Genomic DNA, 16,878 nt, shown 5'->3' with positions numbered 1-16,878 from the left:
CCTCGGGTGGTTGCCGTGTGAAGGTAAGAGCGGTGGTCTAGTCAGGTCAATGGATGTGCGCGGGATCGGTGCCCGCGGCGCTCCGGCCGCACCCGCGCCCTCACCGCCCCCGCACCACCCACCGGTACACCAGCTCCGGCCGTCCCACCTGCCCGTACAGCGGGCTGCGGGCGGCGCGGCCCGCATCCACCAGGTGTTCCAGGTACCGCCGGGCGGTGATCCGGGAGATCCCCACCGATTCGGCCAGCGCCGCCGCCGTGAGTCCCTCCGGTGCCTCGCGCAGGGCTCCCGTCACGCGCTCCAGGGTCGGCGCGCTCAGGCCCTTCGGGAGGGCCGCGGGCGAGGGCGCGCGCAGGGTCGCGAGGGCGCGGTCGACCTCGTCCTGGCCGCTGGCCTCGCCGGCCGCCGCGTGGAACTCGGCGTAGCGGACGAGTCGGTCGCGGAGCGTGGCGAACGTGAACGGCTTCAGGACGTACTGGACGACGCCCAGGGAGACGCCCTCCCGGACCACCGCGAGGTCCCGCGCCGACGTCACCGCGATGACGTCCGCGTGGTGGCCGGCCGCGCGCAGGGAGCGGGCGAACTGCAGGCCGTGCACGTCCGGGAGGTGCAGGTCGAGCAGGAGCAGGTCCACCGCCGTGCGGTCCATGATCCGGCGTGCCTCCGCGCCCGTGTGCGCCTTGCCGACCGCGACGAAGCCCGGCACCCGGCCGACGTAGAGCACATGCGCGTCGGCGGCCACCGGGTCGTCCTCGACGACCAGGACCCTGATCGCCGGTGTCTGCGTCATCTCGCGTCGCCTCCCGGCACCGGGGAAGCCGGGCGCGTCGGCAACCGCACCTCGAACACCGCTCCGCCCTCTTCGCCTGCCACCACGGTCAGAGTGCCCTCGTGGCGGGCCACCGCCTGCCGGACCAGGGCCAGCCCGAGCCCCCGCCCGCCGGGCCCGGCCGGCTTGGTGGAGAACCCCCGCTGGAATACCAGGTCCGTATGGGCGGGGTCGACACCGGGGCCGGTGTCGCTCACCTTCAGCACCACCTCGCTGTCCGAGGCGTACGCCGTGACCGTCACCCGTGCCCCGGCGCTGCCCTGCGCCGCGTCCACCGCGTTGTCGATGAGGTTGCCGAGGATCGTGACCAGGTCCCGGGACGACAGGCCCTCCGGGAGCAGACCGTCGTCCAGGCGGCTGTCCGGGGAGACCACCAGCTCCACGCCCCGCTCGTTGGCCTGGGCCGTCTTGCCCAGCAGCAGGGCGGCAAGGACCGGCTCGCTCACCGCCGCCACCACCTGGTCGGTGAGGGCCTGCGCCAGCTCCAGCTCCGCCGTAGCGAACTCCACCGCCTCCTCGGCCCGGCCCAGCTCGATCAGGGAGACCACGGTGTGCAGGCGGCCCGCGGCCTCGTGCGCCTGGGAGCGCAGGGCCTGGGTGAAGCCGCGCTCGGAGTCCAGCTCGCCCGTCAGCGCCTGGAGTTCGGTGACGTCGCGGAGCGTCACGACCGTGCCGCGGCGCTCGCCGCCGGACACCGGGGAGGTGTTCACCACCAGGACCCGGGACGCGGTGAGGTGGACCTCGTCCACCCTCGGCTCCGACGACAGCAGCGCGCCGGTCAGCGGGCCGGGCAGGTCCAGGTCCGCGACCGAGCGGCCGATCACCTCGTCCTCGGGCCCGACGCCCAGCAGTTCCCGTCCGCCGTCGTTGATCAGCGCCACCCTGTACTGCCCGTCCAGCATCAGCAGCCCCTCGCGCACCGCGTGCAGCGCCGCCTGGTGGTAGTCGTGCATGCGGCTCAGCTCGGTGGCGTTCATGCCGTGGGTGTGGCGGCGCAGCCGGGCGTTGACGACGTACGTGCCGACCGCGCCCAGCAGCAGGGTGCCGCCGGCCACTCCGAGCAGCGCCGTGACCTGCCCCTGCACCCGGGCGCTGATCGCCTCCACCTTGATCCCGGCGCTGACCAGGCCGATCACCCGGCCGTCCTCCTCCACCGGGGTCACCGCGCGCACGGAGGGGCCGAGCGTGCCGGTGTAGGTCTCGGTGAAGGTGTGACCGCGCAGGGCGGGGTCGATACGGCCGAGGAAGCGCTTGCCGATCTGGGTCGGGTCGGGGTGGGTCCAGCGGATGCCGTCCGTGTTCATGATCGTCACGAAGTCGACGTCCGCGTCCCGCGTGACCTGGAGGGCGTACGGCTCCAGCGCGGTGGAGGGGTCGGCGGTGTGGATCGCCGAGCGGACCGAGGGGGCGTCCGCGATCGACCGGGCCACCGCGACGACCTGGCGCCGCGCCGCGTCCTGGGCCTGCTGCCGGTCGCTGACGTAGGTGAACAGCGCGTACCCGGCCACGACCAGCGCGATCAGCACGGCCTGCACGGCGAACAGCTGGCCCGCCAGGCTGCGAGGTCGGGGGAGGGACGGAACGCGCATGTCAGCAGTGTGCCCCCTCGGTTAAGCGTGAACTAAATGAACGGAAGGGTGACCGCCCTCACAGGGCCGGGAGATAGTCACGGCATCCCCCACAACCCCCGGACGTGAGCCGCACGCCGGTGATGCCGACGAAGACGTCAAGGAGGGCAGCCGTGGCCGCCAGCACCCCCGATACGGCACCAGCCGTGCCCCGCGTGAAGCGGGATCGCACCCACTACCTGTACATCGCCGTGATCGCGGCCGTCGTGCTCGGCATCGCCGTGGGGCTCATCCGGCCCGATGCGGCCGTCCAGCTGAAGCCGCTCGGTACCGGCTTCGTGAACCTGATCAAGATGATGATCTCGCCGATCATCTTCTGCACGATCGTCCTCGGCATCGGATCGGTACGCAAGGCCGCCAAGGTCGGCGCCGTCGGCGGTATCGCCCTCGGCTACTTCCTCGTGATGTCACTGGTCGCGCTCGCCATCGGGCTCGTCGTCGGCAACGTGCTCCACCCCGGTGACGGGCTGCACCTGACCGAGGCGCTCAAGCAGACCGGGCACGCCCAGGTGGACAGCAAGGCGCTGGGGCCGGTCGACTTCGTGCTGTCGATCATCCCGACCACGTTCGTCGCCGCCTTCACCCAGGGCGAGGTCCTCCAGACGCTGCTGATCGCCCTCCTCGCCGGCTTCGCGCTCCAGGCCATGGGCTCGGCCGGGCAGCCGGTGCTGCGCGGCATCGAGCACATCCAGCGGCTCGTCTTCCGCATCCTGTCGATGGTGATGTGGCTCGCTCCGGTCGGTGCCTTCGGCGCCATCGCGGCCGTGACCGGCTCCGCCGGCATCGATGCGCTCAAGAGCCTCGCCGTGCTGATGCTGGGCTTCTACGTCACGTGCGTCCTGTTCGTCTTCGTGGTGCTCGGCGCGGTTCTGCGGATGGTCGCGGGGGTGAACGTCTTCTCGCTGTGCAAGTACCTCGCCCGCGAGTTCCTGCTGATCCTGTCCACCTCCTCCTCCGAGTCCGCGCTGCCGCGGCTGATCGCGAAGATGGAGCACCTGGGCGTCAGCAAGCCGGTCGTCGGCATCACCGTGCCGACCGGCTACTCGTTCAACCTCGACGGCACGATGATCTACATGACCATGGCGTCGCTGTACATCGCGGACGCGCTGGGCACGCCGATGTCGATCGGCGAGCAGATCCCGCTGCTGCTGTTCCTGCTGCTCGCGTCCAAGGGCGCGGCGGGCGTCAGCGGCGCCGGCCTCGCCACCCTGGCCGGCGGCCTGCAGTCGCACAAGCCCGCGCTGGTCGACGGCGTCGGCCTGATCGTCGGCATCGACCGCTTCATGAGCGAGGCCCGCGCGCTGACCAACTTCGCGGGCAACGCGGTGGCGACCGTGCTCGTCGGCACGTGGACCAAGGAGATCGACAAGGAGCGGGTGCGGCGGGTGCTCGCCGGCGAGCTGCCGTTCGACGAGACCACGCTGATGGACGAGGGCCACGGGACGGTCACCGAGGTGCCCGCGCAGCAGGCGAAGGAAGGCGCGCTGGCCAAGGCCTGACGCCCACCACCCATACTCCGGATGTCCGGCCCGGCCTGAACCCGGGCCGGGCGTCCGGGACCGCCGCCGGGCGGCTGAGGTTCCCCCGTACCTCAGCCGCCCGGCCTCCTTCTCTCCGACGGTTCCTGCGAAGGCCTCCGCGGAGGTCTACGCACTCACCCGGGCCACCAGCGCGGTGGCCGTCGAGGCGGGCACGCCCGCCGCGGTCAGGACCGTGACCGCGGCCGAGCGGCCCGCCTCCTGTGCCGCGAGGAGGCCGTCGTTCACCGCCTCCATCGCGGCGAACATCATCTGCTCCTGCACGTACGCGAGCGCCGGCGCGGGCAGCGGTGAGCTGAACACGCCCTCGTCCAGGCCCCGCTGCAGGACGCGGATCTTGTTCTCGCGCAGCGGCGCGAGGCGTTCGCGGATGCCCTGGACGGTGACCGTGCGCTGGGCGAGGGCGATCAGCAGCCGGTAGCGGTCGGCGGTCGCCCAGATCGCGAGCACCGAGCGGGCCACCGCCTCGGCCGGGTCACTCACGCCCTCGCGCACCGTCGCGTCCGCCTCCGCCAGCGCGCCCACCGCCTCGTCGACGAGTGTGCTGATCAGCGCCTCACGACTGGGGAAGTGGCCGTACACCGTCCGGCGTACGACGCCCGCGGCGCGCGCGATCTGGTCCATGGAGGCGTCGGGATCGCGCAGCAGTTCCGCGAGGGCGACGTCGAGGATGCGGCGCCGGTTGGCGTCGGCGCGGCTGTTACCCGTGGTCATGGCAGTCATTCTGCACGCCCTCCATCGACTTGCACACCGCTGTGCAGCGGCGTACATTGCACATGGTTGTGCAATTGCACGCCATTGTGCAAGTCTCGTCGCGTCACCGAGGAAGGCGACCCCTGCCATGCGACTCGTCATGACCGAACCGGTCGAGAAGATGGAGCGCCCGTACGCCCGGCGCTGGTGGGCACTGCTCGTGCTCTGCCTGAGCCTGCTGATCATCGTGATGGCGAACACCGCCCTCACCGTCGCCGCGCCCGACATGACGAAGGACCTCGGGCTCTCCAGCGCCGACCTGCAATGGGTGATCGACGGCTACACCGTCCCGTACGCCGCGCTGATGCTGCTCCTCGGCGCGATCGGCGACAAGTACAGCCGGCGCGGCGCGCTCGTCCTCGGCCTCGTCGTCTTCGGCGCCGGCGCGGTCTTCGGCTACCTCGCCGACAGCTCCACGACCGTCATCGCGGCCCGCGCCGTGATGGGCGTCGGCGCGGCGCTGATCATGCCCGCCACCCTCTCCCTGCTCGCCGCGACCTTCCCGCGCGCCGAGCGCGCCAAGGCCATCGTGCTGTGGACGGCGACGGCCGGCCTCGCCATCGCCGCCGGACCCGTCGTCGCGGGCGCCCTGCTGCGCGACCACGGCTGGTCCTCCACCTTCCTGATCAACGTGCCCGTCGCGGCCGTCGCGATCGTCGCCGCCTTCGTGCTCGTCCCGCCGTCCAAGGCCGGCCACCACGACCGCATCGACTACGTGGGCGGCCTGCTCTCCGTCGTCTGGACCGGCTCCCTCGTCTACATGATCATCGAGGGCCCGCACTTCGGCTGGCACGCCAAGGCCGTCGCGGCCGCGGTCGTCGCGGGCGCCGGCCTGGTGGCCTTCGTCCTGTGGGAGCTGCGCCACCCGCGCCCGATCCTGGACGTCCGCCGCTTCGCGCACCGCCGCTTCGCGGGCTCGAACCTCGCCGTCGCCCTGTTCTTCCTCGCCGTCTTCGGCGCCTTCTACTACCTCACCCAGCACTTGCAGTTCGTCCTCGGCTACGACGCCCTGCAGACCGGTGTGCGGATGCTGCCGCTGGCCGGCGCGGTCTTCGTCGGCTCGGCCCTCACCGGCTGGCTCACCCCGCGCGTCGGCATGAAGTGGACGGTCAGCGCGGGCATGGTCGGCGGCACGACCGCCCTCGCCCTGCTGACCCGGGTCGACGCGGCCTCGACGTACACCGACTTCCTCGCCCCCCTGATCATCCTGGGCCTCGCCATCGGCCTCGCGCTCTCGCCGTGCACCGACGCCATCATGGGCGCCTTCCCGGAGTCCGAACTGGGCGTCGGCGGCGCGGTCAACGACACCTCGCTGGAGCTGGGCGGCTCGCTCGGCATCGCCATCCTCGGCTCGCTGCTCGCCACGTCGTACGGCAACCACCTCGGCGACGCCACGGCGGGCAGCAAGCTCCCGGCGAGCGCGCTGGACACGGCGAAGGACTCTGTCGGCGCCGGATACGCGGTCGCCCAGGGAATCGGCGACAAGGCGCACGCGCTGGCCGCGCAGGCGGCCAGGGCCACCAACCCGCAGCAGGCCGCCCAGCTCAAGCAGCAGGCCGCCGAACTCGCCGCCGGCGCCCGGCAGATGGCCCACGCGGTCGGCTCCTCGTTCTCCGACGCCGTCGCGCACACCAGCCTGGTCGGAGCGGTCATCCTCGGTATCGGCACGGTCGTCGTGGCCGTCCTGCTGCCGCGCCGTGAAGCCCCCGCGCCTCAGGCGAAGGCCGAGGAGGAGGAACTGGCGGACAGCGCGGCCCGCTGACCACTCCTTACCCCCGTCCGCTAACGTGCCGCTCCGGACCAACCGGAACGGCACGTTCGTGCGTGGCGTCCGTACATGCGAGAAGTCGGAAAACGCGTAAGTGGAGGCACGGGGGACATGACGATCGACTGGGACCGGCGGACCTGCGCGCGCAAGGGGCACGTGACGTACGCGCCCGACGACCCCCGGCTGCGCCTGCGGCTGCACGCGCAGACCGCGCTCGGGGACGTCTGGCGCTGCCTGCGCTGCGGTGACTTCGTGCTGGGCGAGCCGCACGGCGCGGGCCCGGCGGCCGACGCCCCGCTGGTGCCGCGGGGCAAGGTGCTGCGCGACCTGTTCATCCTGCGCTTCCTCGCGATCGAGCGGCTGGTGCGCGGGGTGTTCATCGTGCTGGTCGCGATCGCCGTGTGGAAGTTCAGCAACAGCCAGGACGCGGTGCGCCGCCTCTTCAACGAATACCTGGACGTCTTCCGGCCGGTCTTCCAGCACTTCCACTACGACCTCGACCACTCACCCGTGGTCGGCTCGATCCAGAAGGCGTTCGGCTACAAGCACTCCACGCTGCTCGTCGTCGCCGGCCTGGCGCTGGCCTACGCCCTGATCGAGCTGATCGAGGCGGTGGGCCTGTGGTACGCCAAGCGCTGGGCGGAATACCTCACGGTGGTCGCCACGGCCGCGTTCCTCCCCCTGGAGATCTACGAACTCACCGACAAGGTCAGCTACCTGAAGATCGCCACCCTCGTCCTCAACATCCTGGCCGTCCTGTACATCGCCGTCGCCAAGCGCCTGTTCGGCCTGCGCGGCGGCCGCAAGGCCTTCGAGGAGGAACGCCAGAGCGCCTCCCTGCTGGAGGTGGAGGAGTCGGCCGGGGTGATGGTCTAGGGCGCCTGCCGGAACCGGCCGGCCGGGGCGTGGGAGAGGCGGCGGATCCTCGGTACCCACAGCTGGAAGCGCGACCACCGATGTGTACGAGGGCGTCGACGGGCAAGGCCCACGGCTCCTGCGGACGCACGAGCGGCGATCCGCGCAGTGCCTGCGTACCTCCCGGTCTTGCCTTGACGCCGACGTCAGGGCTTACCGTCGCAGGCATGCGAATCGGCGAGCTGGCCGCACGGGCCGGGACCACGACACGCACCCTGCGCTACTACGAGTCGCGCGGGCTGCTGCCCGCCCGGCGCGACGACAAGGGACACCGCACGTACGACGAGGGCGATCTGCGGCTGCTGGCGCAGATCCGGACGCTGCAGGACTTCGGGTTCGACCTGGAGGAGACGAGGCCCTTCGTGGAGTGCCTGCGCGCCGGGCACCCGGAGGGCGACTCCTGCCCGGCCTCGCTCCAGGTCTACCGGCGCAAGCTGGCGGAGCTGGACGCGCTGATCGGGCAGCTGCGGTCGGTGCGGGAGACGGTCGCGGGGCAGCTGGCGCGGGCCGAGGAGGCGCGTGACGCGCTGGCCGCCGAGGCGCTGGTTCCGGGGGGTCCGGAACCCGTGTGCGAACTGGGAGGGTGACCGCGATGAAGGCGGAGGGCGTGGCAGAGGTCCGCGACGCGGATTTCGCGACGGAGGTGCTGGGATCGGAGCTGCCGGTCCTGGTGGAGTTCACGGCCGACTGGTGCCCGCCGTGCCGGCAGATGGCCCCGGTGCTCAGTGCCATCGCCGCCGAGGAGAGCGACCGGCTGAAGGTCGTCCAGCTGGACGTGGACCACAATCCGGAGACCACGAACGCCTACAAGGTGCTGTCGATGCCGACGTTCATGCTGTTCCGGGACGGTGAGCCGGTGAAGGCGATGGTGGGCGCGCGCCCCAAGCGGCGGCTGCTGGAGGAACTGGCCGACGTGCTGTAAAGCCCGAGCGGAGCCGCATCCGCCCACAAAAAATCCCCTGAGCAATTGCGCTCGGGGGATTTCCGTGCGTATATTCGGTGATTCACGACTTCCTTTCGGGGAAGCCGTGAAGAAGTTCAACGAGCACAGTGTATCCGGGCGGGAGTGGAATTGTCAAACACGGATGTGTCGAACAGTGAATTTCCGGACGATGAATTGCGGCACGAGCAGGAATTCATCGACGGACTGTACGCCCGCGTGGACGTGCTGCGCGGCGAGACCGAGTCCTCGGTCGCGGACGCGCTCGCCCAGGGCGACAAGCCCATGCAGGCCCGGCTGGAGCGGGACATCCTGGTCGCCGAGCGCTCGGGGCTGCTCGCCGCGCTGAACGCCGTGGACGGCTCCCTCTGCTTCGGCCGGATCGACCTGACCGACGGCGCCGCCCACCACATCGGACGGATCGGCCTGCGCGAGGACGACGCCGAGCGCACCCCGGTGCTCATCGACTGGCGCGCCGACGTCGCCCGCCCCTTCTACCTGGCCACCGGGCACACCCCGATGGGCCTGCGCCGCCGCCGGCACATCGCCACCGAGGGCCGGAGGGTGACGTCCCTGCACGACGAGATCCTCGACCTCGGCGACCCGACCCGCACCGGGTACGAGGACCCGAGCGGCGACGCCGTGCTGCTGGCCGCCCTGAACTCGGCGCGCACCGGCCGGATGAGCGACATCGTGCAGACCATCCAGGCCGAGCAGGACGAGATCATCCGGGCGCCCCACCGAGGCGTCCTGGTGGTCGAGGGCGGACCGGGGACGGGGAAGACGGCGGTGGCGCTGCACCGCGCCGCCTACCTCCTCTACGAGCACCGCGAACTGCTGGCCCGCCGCGCCGTGCTGATCGTCGGCCCCAACCCCGCCTTCCTCGGCTACATCGGCGAGGTGCTGCCCTCCCTCGGCGAGACCGGCGTGCTGCTCGCCACGGTCGGCGAGCTGTTCCCCGGCGTCAGGGCGACCGCCGCCGACACTCCCGAGGCCGCCGCCGTGAAGGGCCGCGCCGGCATGGCCGACGTGCTCGCCGCCGTCGTCCGCGACCGGCAGGCCCTGCCCGACCCGGTGATCGCCATCGAGCACGACCGCGAGGTGCTGATGCTCGACGACGGTCTCGTCGCGGTCGCCCGCGAGCGCACCCGCGCCGCGAAGCTGCCGCACAACGTGGCCCGCGAGCACTTCGAGGGGTACGTCCTCAACACCCTCACCGAGCTGTACGCCGAGCGTGTCGGCACCGACCCCTACGACGGCAGCAGCCTGCTCGACGCCTCCGACATCACCCAGATCCGCGACGAACTCGCCGAGAACCCCGAGGTCTGGTCCGCCGTCGACCGGTTGTGGCCCCGGATCACCCCCCAGCGCCTCGTCGCCGACTTCCTCGCCGAGCCGGAGGGGTACCTGCCCGAGGCGGACGCGGACGCGATCCGCCGGCCCGTGACCCGTGCCTGGACCGTCGCCGACGTGCCGCTGCTGGACGAGGCGGCCGAACTCCTCGGCGAGGACGACCGGTTGGCGCGGGCGCGCGCCGAACGCGAGCGCGAGACCCAGATCGCCTACGCGCAGGGCGTGCTGGACGTGTCGTACGCCTCCCGGACCTACGAGTTCGAGGACAAGGAGGACAGCGACCCGGAGTCGTCCGAAGTCCTCTCGGCCCACGACATCATCGACGCCGAGCGCTTCGCCGAGCGGCAGGAGGAGGCCGACCACCGCAGCGCCGCCGAGCGGGCCGCCGCCGACCGCACCTGGGCGTTCGGGCACATCATCGTGGACGAGGCGCAGGAGCTGTCGCCGATGGCCTGGCGGCTGCTGATGCGGCGCAGCCCGACCCGCTCGATGACCCTGGTCGGCGACCCGGCCCAGACGGCGGAGGCGGCCGGTTGCGGCTCGTGGTCGGACATCCTCGCGCCGTACGTCGAGGACCGCTGGGAGCACACCCGGCTCGGGGTCAACTACCGCACCCCGGCCGAGATCATGGAGCTGGCCGCGGCCGTCGTCCGCGCCGAGCACCCGGACTTCGAACCGCCCAGCTCGGTCCGCTCCACGGGCGTACGCCCCTGGGCGCGCCGGGCCGACGGTGACCTGCCCGGCGAGGTCGCCAAGGCCGTCGCCGAACTCACCCCGGCCGAGGGCCGCCTGGCGGTGATCGCCCCGCGCGAGCTGCACCGCGCGCTGGCCGCCCGCCTGGACGGTGTCACCGCCGGCACCGAGCCGGACCTCACCCAGGGTGTCGTCCTTCTCGACCCCCGCCAGTCCAAGGGCCTGGAGTTCGACTCGGTCCTGGTGGTGGAACCGGCCCGGTACGGCACGAGCGACCTCTACGTGGCCCTGACCCGGGCCACCCAGCGGCTGGGCGTGCTGTACACGGACGACCTGCCCGCGGCGCTCACGCCGGCCGCAGCCACACCGTAGCCAGCGGGGGCAGGGTCAGCCGGATGCTCGCGGGGCGGCCATGGGCCCCCCGCGGCTCCGGCTTGACCGTGTCCGGGCTCGTGGCACCGCTGCCGCCGTAAGCCGCCGCGTCGGTGTTCAGCACCTGCGCCCAGGCCGGTACGTCGTCCGGGACCCCGAGGCGGTAGTCGGGGCGGACCACCGGCGAGAAGTGGCAGACGGCGAGCAGCGCAGTGCCGTCGGCGGCCCGGCGCAGGAACGCGAGGACGTTGTCGTCGGCCGCGTCCCCGGTGATCCACTCGAAGCCCGCCGGGTCGGTGTCCCGCTCCCACAGCGCCGGCGTCGCGCGGTAGAGCGTGTTCAGGTCCCGGACCAGGTCCCGCACGCCCCGGTGGTCGGCCTCGGCGCCGTACGCCGGGTCGAGCAGCCACCAGTCCGGGCCGTGGGCCTCGGACCACTCCGCGCCCTGCGCGAACTCCTGCCCCATGAACAGCAGTTGCTTGCCCGGATGGGCCCACATGAAGCCGAGGTAGGCCCGGTGGTTCGCCCGCTGCTGCCACCAGTCGCCCGGCATCTTCGACACCAGGGACCGCTTGCCGTGCACCACCTCGTCGTGGGAGATCGGCAGGACGTAGTTCTCGCTGTACGCGTACACCATCGAGAACGTCATCTCGTGGTGGTGGTACCTGCGGTGCACCGGTTCGTGCGCCATGTACGCCAGCGAGTCGTGCATCCAGCCCATGTTCCACTTCAGCCCGAAGCCGAGCCCGCCGCTGTCCGTCGGCCGGGTCACGCCGTCCCAGGCCGTCGACTCCTCGGCGATGGTGACGACCCCCGGACAGCGCCGGTAGACGGTGGCGTTCATCTCCTGGAGGAAGGCGACCGCGTCCAGGTTCTCCCGCCCGCCGTGCTCGTTCGGCGTCCACTGGCCCGGCTCGCGCGAGTAGTCCAGGTACAGCATCGAGGCGACCGCGTCCACGCGCAGCCCGTCGATGTGGAACTCTTCGCACCAGTACACGGCGTTCGCCACCAGGAAGTTGCGCACCTCCCGGCGCCCGAAGTCGAACTCCAGCGTCCCCCAGTCGGGATGCGCGGCCCGCCGCGGATCCTGGTGCTCGTACAGCGGCCGCCCGTCGAACGCGGCCAGCGCCCAGTCGTCGCGCGGGAAGTGCGCCGGCACCCAGTCCATCAGCACCCCGATCCCGGCCTGGTGCAGCCGGTCCACCAGGTACCGGAAGTCGTCCGGTGTGCCGAGCCGGGCCGTGGGCGCGTAGAAGCCGGTCACCTGGTAGCCCCAGGAGCCGCCGAAGGGGTGCTCGGCGACCGGCATCAGCTCCACGTGCGTGAAGCCCATCTCCCGCACGTACGCGGGCAGTTCCTCCGCCAGCTCGCGGTAGGTCAGTCCCGGCCGCCAGGACGGCAGATGGACCTCGTACACCGACAGCGGCGCCCGGTGCGCGGGCGTGTCCCCCCGGTGGGCCAGCCACGTGGCGTCGCCCCACGTGTGGTGCGAGGCGGTCACGATCGACGAGGTCGCGGGCGGGGCCTCGGTACGGCGGGCCAGCGGATCGGCGCGCAGGGTGTGCGAGCCGTCCGGGCGGGTGATCTCGAACTTGTACAGCTCGCCCTCGCCGATGCCCGGCACGAACAGCTCCCACACCCCGGACGAGCCCAGCGAGCGCATCGGATGCCCGGTGCCGTCCCAGAAGTTGAAGCCGCCCGCGAGCCGCACCCCGCGCGCGTCCGGCGCCCACACCGCGAACCGGGTCCCGGGCACCCCCTCGTGGACGGTGACGTGCGCGCCGAGCGCCCGCCACAGCTCCTCGTGCCGGCCCTCGGTGATCAGATGCAGGTCCAGCTCGCCCAGGGCGGGCGGGAACCGGTAGGCGTCCTCGGTCTCCAGGACCGTCCCCTCGTACTCCACGAGCAGCCGGTAGCGGGGGAGTTCGGGCAGCGGGAGCAGACCGGAGAAGAAGCCGTCCCCGTCGTCGTGCAGCTCCGCCCGCAGGCCGTCGCCGACGACCGCGACGGACCGGGCGTACGGCCTGAACGCCCGGACGACGACCCCGCCGGGCACGGGACGGGCGCCCAGGACGGAGTGCGGATCGTGGTGGGTGCCGTGCAGGAGCCGGTCACGGTCGGCGGGGCCGGGACCGGCGGGCATGGGGGACAGGTGCGTCACGGACGGGCCTCCTGGTCTTCACGCGGCGAGCCGGTGGATCGCCGAGAGCGGTACGGGCAGCCAGTCGGGCCGGTGCCGGGCCTCGTAGCAGGCCTCGTACACCGCCTTGTCGGTCTCGCAGGCGCGCAGCAGCACCGGTTCGGTGCGCGGGTCGCGGCCCGCCACCTGCGCGTACCCCGTGCAGTAGGCGGCCCGGCACACCCGCGCCCAGTCCGGCGCGGGCGGCCGGACCGAGTGGGCCGCGTAGTCGAAGGAGCGCAGCATCCCGGCGATGTCCCGCACCGGCGGCTGCGGCAGGCGGCGTTCGGCGAGCGGCCGGGCCGGTTCCCCCTCGAAGTCGATCAGCGACCAGTCCCCGTCCGCCGCGCGCAGACACTGACCCAGGTGCAGATCGCCGTGGACCCGCTGGGCGGTCCAGGTGTGCCCCTCGGCGCCGAGCCGGTCCAGGTCGTCGTACGCCTGCCGCAGCCGGCTCCCGTACGGCCGCAGCGCCGGTACGGCCTGTACGGCCGCCCGCAGCCGCTCCCGCATGCCGTCGGCGAGCGCCCTGACCTGCGCGTGTCCGAGGGTGACCGTCGGCAGGGCGCGGGCGAGCGCGGTGTGCACCTCGGCGGTGGCCCGGCCCAGCGCCCGTGCCTCGGCGGCGAAGTCCTCGCCCTTGGCCAGCTCGCGCAGCGCCAGCTCCCAGCCGTCGGCCGCGCCGCGCAGGAAGGGCTGGAGCACGGCGAGCACGTACGGCTCCGCGCCGATCTCGGCGCGCGCCCACGCGGTCGGCGGCGGCACCCGGGGGCAGCCCTCGCGGGCCAGCGCGAGCGGTATCTCCAGGTCGGGGTTGACCCCGGGGACGACCCGGCGCAGCAGCTTCAGGATGAACGTATCGCCGTAGACGACCGAGGAGTTGGACTGCTCTGACGTCATCAGCCGGGCCACGAGACCCGTGCGGATCTCCTGGCGCTGGTCCCGCTCGAAGCGCAGCCCGCCGATGCGGGCCTGGGTGCGCAGGGCCTCCAGGAGCACCTCGGCGGGCCGGGGGTCGTACAGGGCCTCGTACACCGTGCGTCCGGCGAGCGGGCCCTCGTCCACGTGTCCGATCAGCGCGGGCGCCAGCCGGGGCGGCAGCGCCTCGCGCACGCCTATGAGGAACTGGTAGCAGTCGCCGGGGCCGTGCGGGTCCGGCTGGTTGACCCGCAGCAGCAGGTGGTAGAGGCCGAGGCGGCCGTCGGGCGGGAGCAGTTCGGTGACGGCCACCGGGGTGAACCCGGTGACGGGGAGACCCTTGCCCGCGAACCAGCGCTGCCTGGGCAGCCATGCGCGCAACAGGGGGTCGAGGCAGGCGAGGAGAGAGCTGGGGGTGACCGTTTCCGCCATGGGCGTCACGTCCTTTCCCCGGGGGGCGTCGGGGGTGTTCCTGTTGCGTGCCCCGGGCGGGGCGGCGGAAACGCGCCACCGCCCCGTCCGGCCGGAACCGCGCGGTCGCGCTAGGCGTTCTCCCGGCGCAGCCGGAACCAGTAGAAGCCGTGCCCCGCGAGGGTGAGCAGGTACGGCAGCGAACCGATCGCCGGGAAGCGGACCCCGCCGAACAGCTCCACGGGGTGCCGCCCGCTGAACCGGCTCAGGTCCAGCTCGGTCGGCTGGGCGAAGCGCGAGAAGTTGTGCACGCACAGCACGAGGTCGTCCTCGTACTCGCGCAGGAAGGCGAGCACCGCCGGGTTGGACGACTGCAGTTCGTTGTACGAGCCGAGTCCGAAGGCGGGGTTCTGCTTGCGGATCTCGATCATCCGCCGGGTCCAGTGCAGCAGCGACGACGGCGAGGACATGGCGGCTTCCACGTTGGTGACCTGGTAGCCGTAGACCGGATCCATGATCGTCGGCAGGAAGAGCCGTCCGGGGTCGCTGGACGAGAAGCCGGCGTTGCGGTCGGGGGTCCACTGCATCGGGGTGCGCACGGCGTCGCGGTCGCCGAGCCAGATGTTGTCGCCCATGCCGATCTCGTCGCCGTAGTAGAGGATCGGCGAGCCGGGCAGGGACAGCAGGAGCGCGGTGAACAGCTCGATCTGGTTGCGGTCGTTGTCGAGCAGGGGCGCGAGGCGGCGGCGGATGCCGATGTTGGCGCGCATCCGCGGGTCCTTGGCGTACTCGGCCCACATGTAGTCGCGCTCCTCGTCGGTGACCATCTCCAGGGTCAGCTCGTCGTGGTTGCGCAGGAAGATGCCCCACTGGCAGCCGGAGGGGATCTCGGGTGTCTTGGCGAGGATCTCGGAGACCGGGTAGCGGGACTCGCGTCGTACGGCCATGAAGATGCGCGGCATCACGGGGAAGTGGAAGGCCATGTGGCACTCGTCGCCGCCGGTGGAGTAGTCGCCGAAGTAGTCGACCACGTCCTCCGGCCACTGGTTGGCCTCCGCCAGCAGCACCGTGTCCGGGTACTGGGTGTCGATCTCCTTGCGCACCCGCTTCAGGAACTCGTGGGTCGCCGGCAGGTTCTCGCAGTTGGTGCCCTCCTGCTGGTACAGGTACGGCACGGCGTCCAGCCGGAACCCGTCGATGCCGAGATCCAGCCAGAACTTCAGCGCGGAGATCATCTCCTCCTGCACCGCCGGGTTCTCGTAGTTCAGATCCGGCTGGTGCGAGAAGAAGCGGTGCCAGTAGTACTGCTTGCGTACGGGGTCGTACGTCCAGTTGGAGGCCTCGGTGTCGACGAAGATGATCCGGGCGCCGGGGAACTGCTTGTCGTCGTCGGCCCAGACGTAGTAGTCGCCGTACGGGCCGTCCGGGTCGCGCCTCGACTCCTGGAACCACGGGTGCTGGTCGCTGGTGTGGTTCATGACGAAGTCGATGATGACGCGCATGCCGCGCTGGTGGGCGGCGTCCACGAACTCCACGAAGTCGGCGAGGTCGCCGAACTCCGGGAGGACGGCCGTGTAGTCGGAGACGTCGTAACCGCCGTCCCTGAGCGGTGACTTGAAGAACGGTGGCAGCCACAGGCAGTCCACGCCGAGCCACTGCAGATAGTCGAGCTTGGCGGTCAGACCCTTCAGGTCGCCGATGCCGTCGCCGTTGCTGTCCTGGAAGGAGCGGACCAGGACCTCGTAGAAGACGGCGCGTTTGAACCACTCCGGGTCCCGGTCCTTGGCGGGCGTGTCCTCGAAGGTATCCGGAACGGGCTCATTGACGATCATGTGGTGGGTGACCCTCCGATCTGCGGGTTGGACGGTCGCAGGACGCTGAGGACGTGCGCGGGCCTGACACCCGGTTCGAGACGCACGTAGTTGGCCCTGCCCCAGTGATAGGTCTCGCCGGTCAGCTCGTCGCGGACCGGCACGGACTCGTGCCAGTCCAGGCCGAGTCGCGGCATGTCCAACGAGACCGTTGCCTCCTGGGTGTGGTGGGGGTCGAGGTTGGCGACCACGAGAACCGTGTCCGACCCGCTCCGCTTCGAGTAGGCGATCACCGCGTCCTTGTCGGCGTGGTGGAAGTGCAGATCACGCAGTTGGCGCAGGGCGGGGCTGCGCCGCCGGATGTGGTTGAGCGTCGTGAGGAGCGGTGCGATGCTGCGCCCCTCCCGCTCGGCGGCCGCCCAGTCCCGTCGCCTGAGCTGGTACTTCTCGGAGTCGAGGTACTCCTCACCGCCCTCCTTCAGCGGGGTGTTCTCGCACAGCTCGTAGCCGCTGTAGATGCCCCAGGAGGGGGAGAGGGTCGCGGCCAGCACGGCCCGCACCTCGAAGGCGGGACGGCCGCCGTGCTGGAGGTAGGCGTGCAGGATGTCCGGGGTGTTGGCGAAGAAGTTGGGCCGCATGTACGCGGCCGCCTCACCCGTCAACTCACGCATGTACTCCGTGAGTTCCTGCTTGGTGTTGCGCCAGGTGAAGTAGGTGTACGACTGCTGGAAGCCGATCTGGGCCAGGGTGTGCATCATCGCCGGGCGGGT

At 71.7% G+C, this 16,878-nt stretch carries 13 protein-coding genes; 6 read left to right on the top strand and 7 right to left on the bottom strand.

Features of this window, described 5'->3' with window-relative positions:
• Positions 1–100: 100 nt before the first annotated feature.
• Complete coding sequence (locus tag ACZ60X_RS13650; RefSeq protein WP_469597489.1) at positions 101–790, bottom strand: response regulator; 690 nt, start codon at positions 788–790, stop codon at positions 101–103.
• Positions 787–2,418, bottom strand: coding sequence for a sensor histidine kinase (locus ACZ60X_RS13645; protein ID WP_469597486.1), 1,632 nt, complete (start codon positions 2,416–2,418; stop codon positions 787–789). The genes ACZ60X_RS13650 and ACZ60X_RS13645 overlap by 4 nt, the downstream gene beginning before the upstream one ends.
• Before the next feature lie 122 nt (positions 2,419–2,540).
• On the opposite strand from ACZ60X_RS13645, the gene ACZ60X_RS13640 reads away from it, so the two are divergent.
• Entirely contained in the window at positions 2,541–3,956 is a 1,416-nt protein-coding gene (locus ACZ60X_RS13640; RefSeq protein ID WP_469598402.1) for a cation:dicarboxylate symporter family transporter, read from the top strand.
• Positions 3,957–4,103: 147 nt separating this feature from the next.
• On the opposite strand, the gene ACZ60X_RS13635 is transcribed toward ACZ60X_RS13640, so the two are convergent.
• Positions 4,104–4,718 carry a TetR/AcrR family transcriptional regulator gene (locus ACZ60X_RS13635; protein ID WP_469597484.1) on the bottom strand — a complete coding sequence of 205 codons (615 nt, stop codon included), beginning with the start codon at positions 4,716–4,718 and terminating at the stop codon, positions 4,104–4,106.
• 118 nt (positions 4,719–4,836) lie between these two features.
• Here ACZ60X_RS13635 and ACZ60X_RS13630 point away from each other — a divergent pair, with 118 nt between their 5' ends.
• The 5 genes from ACZ60X_RS13630 to ACZ60X_RS13610 all read left to right on the top strand — a co-directional run bounded on the left by ACZ60X_RS13630 (position 4,837) and on the right by ACZ60X_RS13610 (position 10,789).
• Positions 4,837–6,510: an MFS transporter gene (locus tag ACZ60X_RS13630; protein WP_469597482.1), complete on the top strand. Its 1,674-nt coding sequence runs from the start codon at positions 4,837–4,839 to the stop codon at positions 6,508–6,510.
• A gap of 117 nt (positions 6,511–6,627) precedes the next feature.
• Complete coding sequence (locus ACZ60X_RS13625) at positions 6,628–7,392, top strand: DUF2127 domain-containing protein (protein WP_469597480.1); 765 nt, start codon at positions 6,628–6,630, stop codon at positions 7,390–7,392.
• A gap of 206 nt (positions 7,393–7,598) precedes the next feature.
• The gene (locus tag ACZ60X_RS13620) at positions 7,599–8,018 is read left to right on the top strand and encodes a MerR family transcriptional regulator (protein WP_469597478.1); all 420 of its coding nucleotides are present in this window, start codon (positions 7,599–7,601) and stop codon (positions 8,016–8,018) included.
• 5 nt (positions 8,019–8,023) lie between these two features.
• The gene (gene trxA, locus ACZ60X_RS13615; protein ID WP_469598400.1) at positions 8,024–8,353 is read left to right on the top strand and encodes a thioredoxin; all 330 of its coding nucleotides are present in this window, start codon (positions 8,024–8,026) and stop codon (positions 8,351–8,353) included.
• A 165-nt stretch (positions 8,354–8,518) separates the two neighbouring features.
• Entirely contained in the window at positions 8,519–10,789 is a 2,271-nt protein-coding gene (locus tag ACZ60X_RS13610; RefSeq protein WP_469597476.1) for a HelD family protein, read from the top strand.
• Here ACZ60X_RS13610 and glgB read toward each other — a convergent pair.
• The 4 genes from glgB to ACZ60X_RS13590 form a co-directional block, all read right to left on the bottom strand.
• On the bottom strand, positions 10,764–12,932 hold the full coding sequence (gene glgB, locus ACZ60X_RS13605) for a 1,4-alpha-glucan branching enzyme (protein WP_469598398.1): 2,169 nt from the start codon (positions 12,930–12,932) through the stop codon (positions 10,764–10,766). The two genes, ACZ60X_RS13610 and glgB, sit on opposite strands and share 26 nt — an antisense overlap.
• Positions 12,933–12,968: 36 nt before the next feature.
• Positions 12,969–14,318: a maltokinase N-terminal cap-like domain-containing protein gene (locus ACZ60X_RS13600; protein ID WP_469597474.1), complete on the bottom strand. Its 1,350-nt coding sequence runs from the start codon at positions 14,316–14,318 to the stop codon at positions 12,969–12,971.
• Positions 14,319–14,428: 110 nt separating this feature from the next.
• The gene (treS, locus tag ACZ60X_RS13595) at positions 14,429–16,129 is read right to left on the bottom strand and encodes a maltose alpha-D-glucosyltransferase (RefSeq protein WP_469597471.1); all 1,701 of its coding nucleotides are present in this window, start codon (positions 16,127–16,129) and stop codon (positions 14,429–14,431) included.
• A partial coding sequence (locus ACZ60X_RS13590; RefSeq protein WP_469597468.1) for an alpha-amylase family glycosyl hydrolase occupies positions 16,126–16,878 on the bottom strand: 753 nt, incomplete at its 5' end. The genes treS and ACZ60X_RS13590, both read right to left, overlap by 4 nt.

The sequence above is a fragment of the Streptomyces sp. NPDC104106 genome (assembly GCF_055584345.1).
Note: the sequence above shows the minus strand (reverse complement) of the source record. Positions and strands in the feature narration are given on the sequence as shown.

What these genes read in the sequence shown, in the direction of transcription:
- ACZ60X_RS13650 (WP_469597489.1), bottom strand. Translation starts at nt 790, where the DNA reads ATGACGCAGACACCGGCGATCAGGGTCCTGGTCGTCGAGGACGACCCG.
- ACZ60X_RS13645 (WP_469597486.1), bottom strand. Translation starts at nt 2,418, where the DNA reads ATGCGCGTTCCGTCCCTCCCCCGACCTCGCAGCCTGGCGGGCCAGCTG.
- ACZ60X_RS13640 (WP_469598402.1), top strand. Translation starts at nt 2,541, where the DNA reads ATGCCGACGAAGACGTCAAGGAGGGCAGCCGTGGCCGCCAGCACCCCC.
- ACZ60X_RS13635 (WP_469597484.1), bottom strand. Translation starts at nt 4,718, where the DNA reads ATGACTGCCATGACCACGGGTAACAGCCGCGCCGACGCCAACCGGCGC.
- ACZ60X_RS13630 (WP_469597482.1), top strand. Translation starts at nt 4,837, where the DNA reads ATGCGACTCGTCATGACCGAACCGGTCGAGAAGATGGAGCGCCCGTAC.
- ACZ60X_RS13625 (WP_469597480.1), top strand. Translation starts at nt 6,628, where the DNA reads ATGACGATCGACTGGGACCGGCGGACCTGCGCGCGCAAGGGGCACGTG.
- ACZ60X_RS13620 (WP_469597478.1), top strand. Translation starts at nt 7,599, where the DNA reads ATGCGAATCGGCGAGCTGGCCGCACGGGCCGGGACCACGACACGCACC.
- trxA (WP_469598400.1), top strand. Translation starts at nt 8,024, where the DNA reads ATGAAGGCGGAGGGCGTGGCAGAGGTCCGCGACGCGGATTTCGCGACG.
- glgB (WP_469598398.1), bottom strand. Translation starts at nt 12,932, where the DNA reads ATGCCCGCCGGTCCCGGCCCCGCCGACCGTGACCGGCTCCTGCACGGC.
- ACZ60X_RS13600 (WP_469597474.1), bottom strand. Translation starts at nt 14,318, where the DNA reads ATGGCGGAAACGGTCACCCCCAGCTCTCTCCTCGCCTGCCTCGACCCC.
- treS (WP_469597471.1), bottom strand. Translation starts at nt 16,129, where the DNA reads ATGATCGTCAATGAGCCCGTTCCGGATACCTTCGAGGACACGCCCGCC.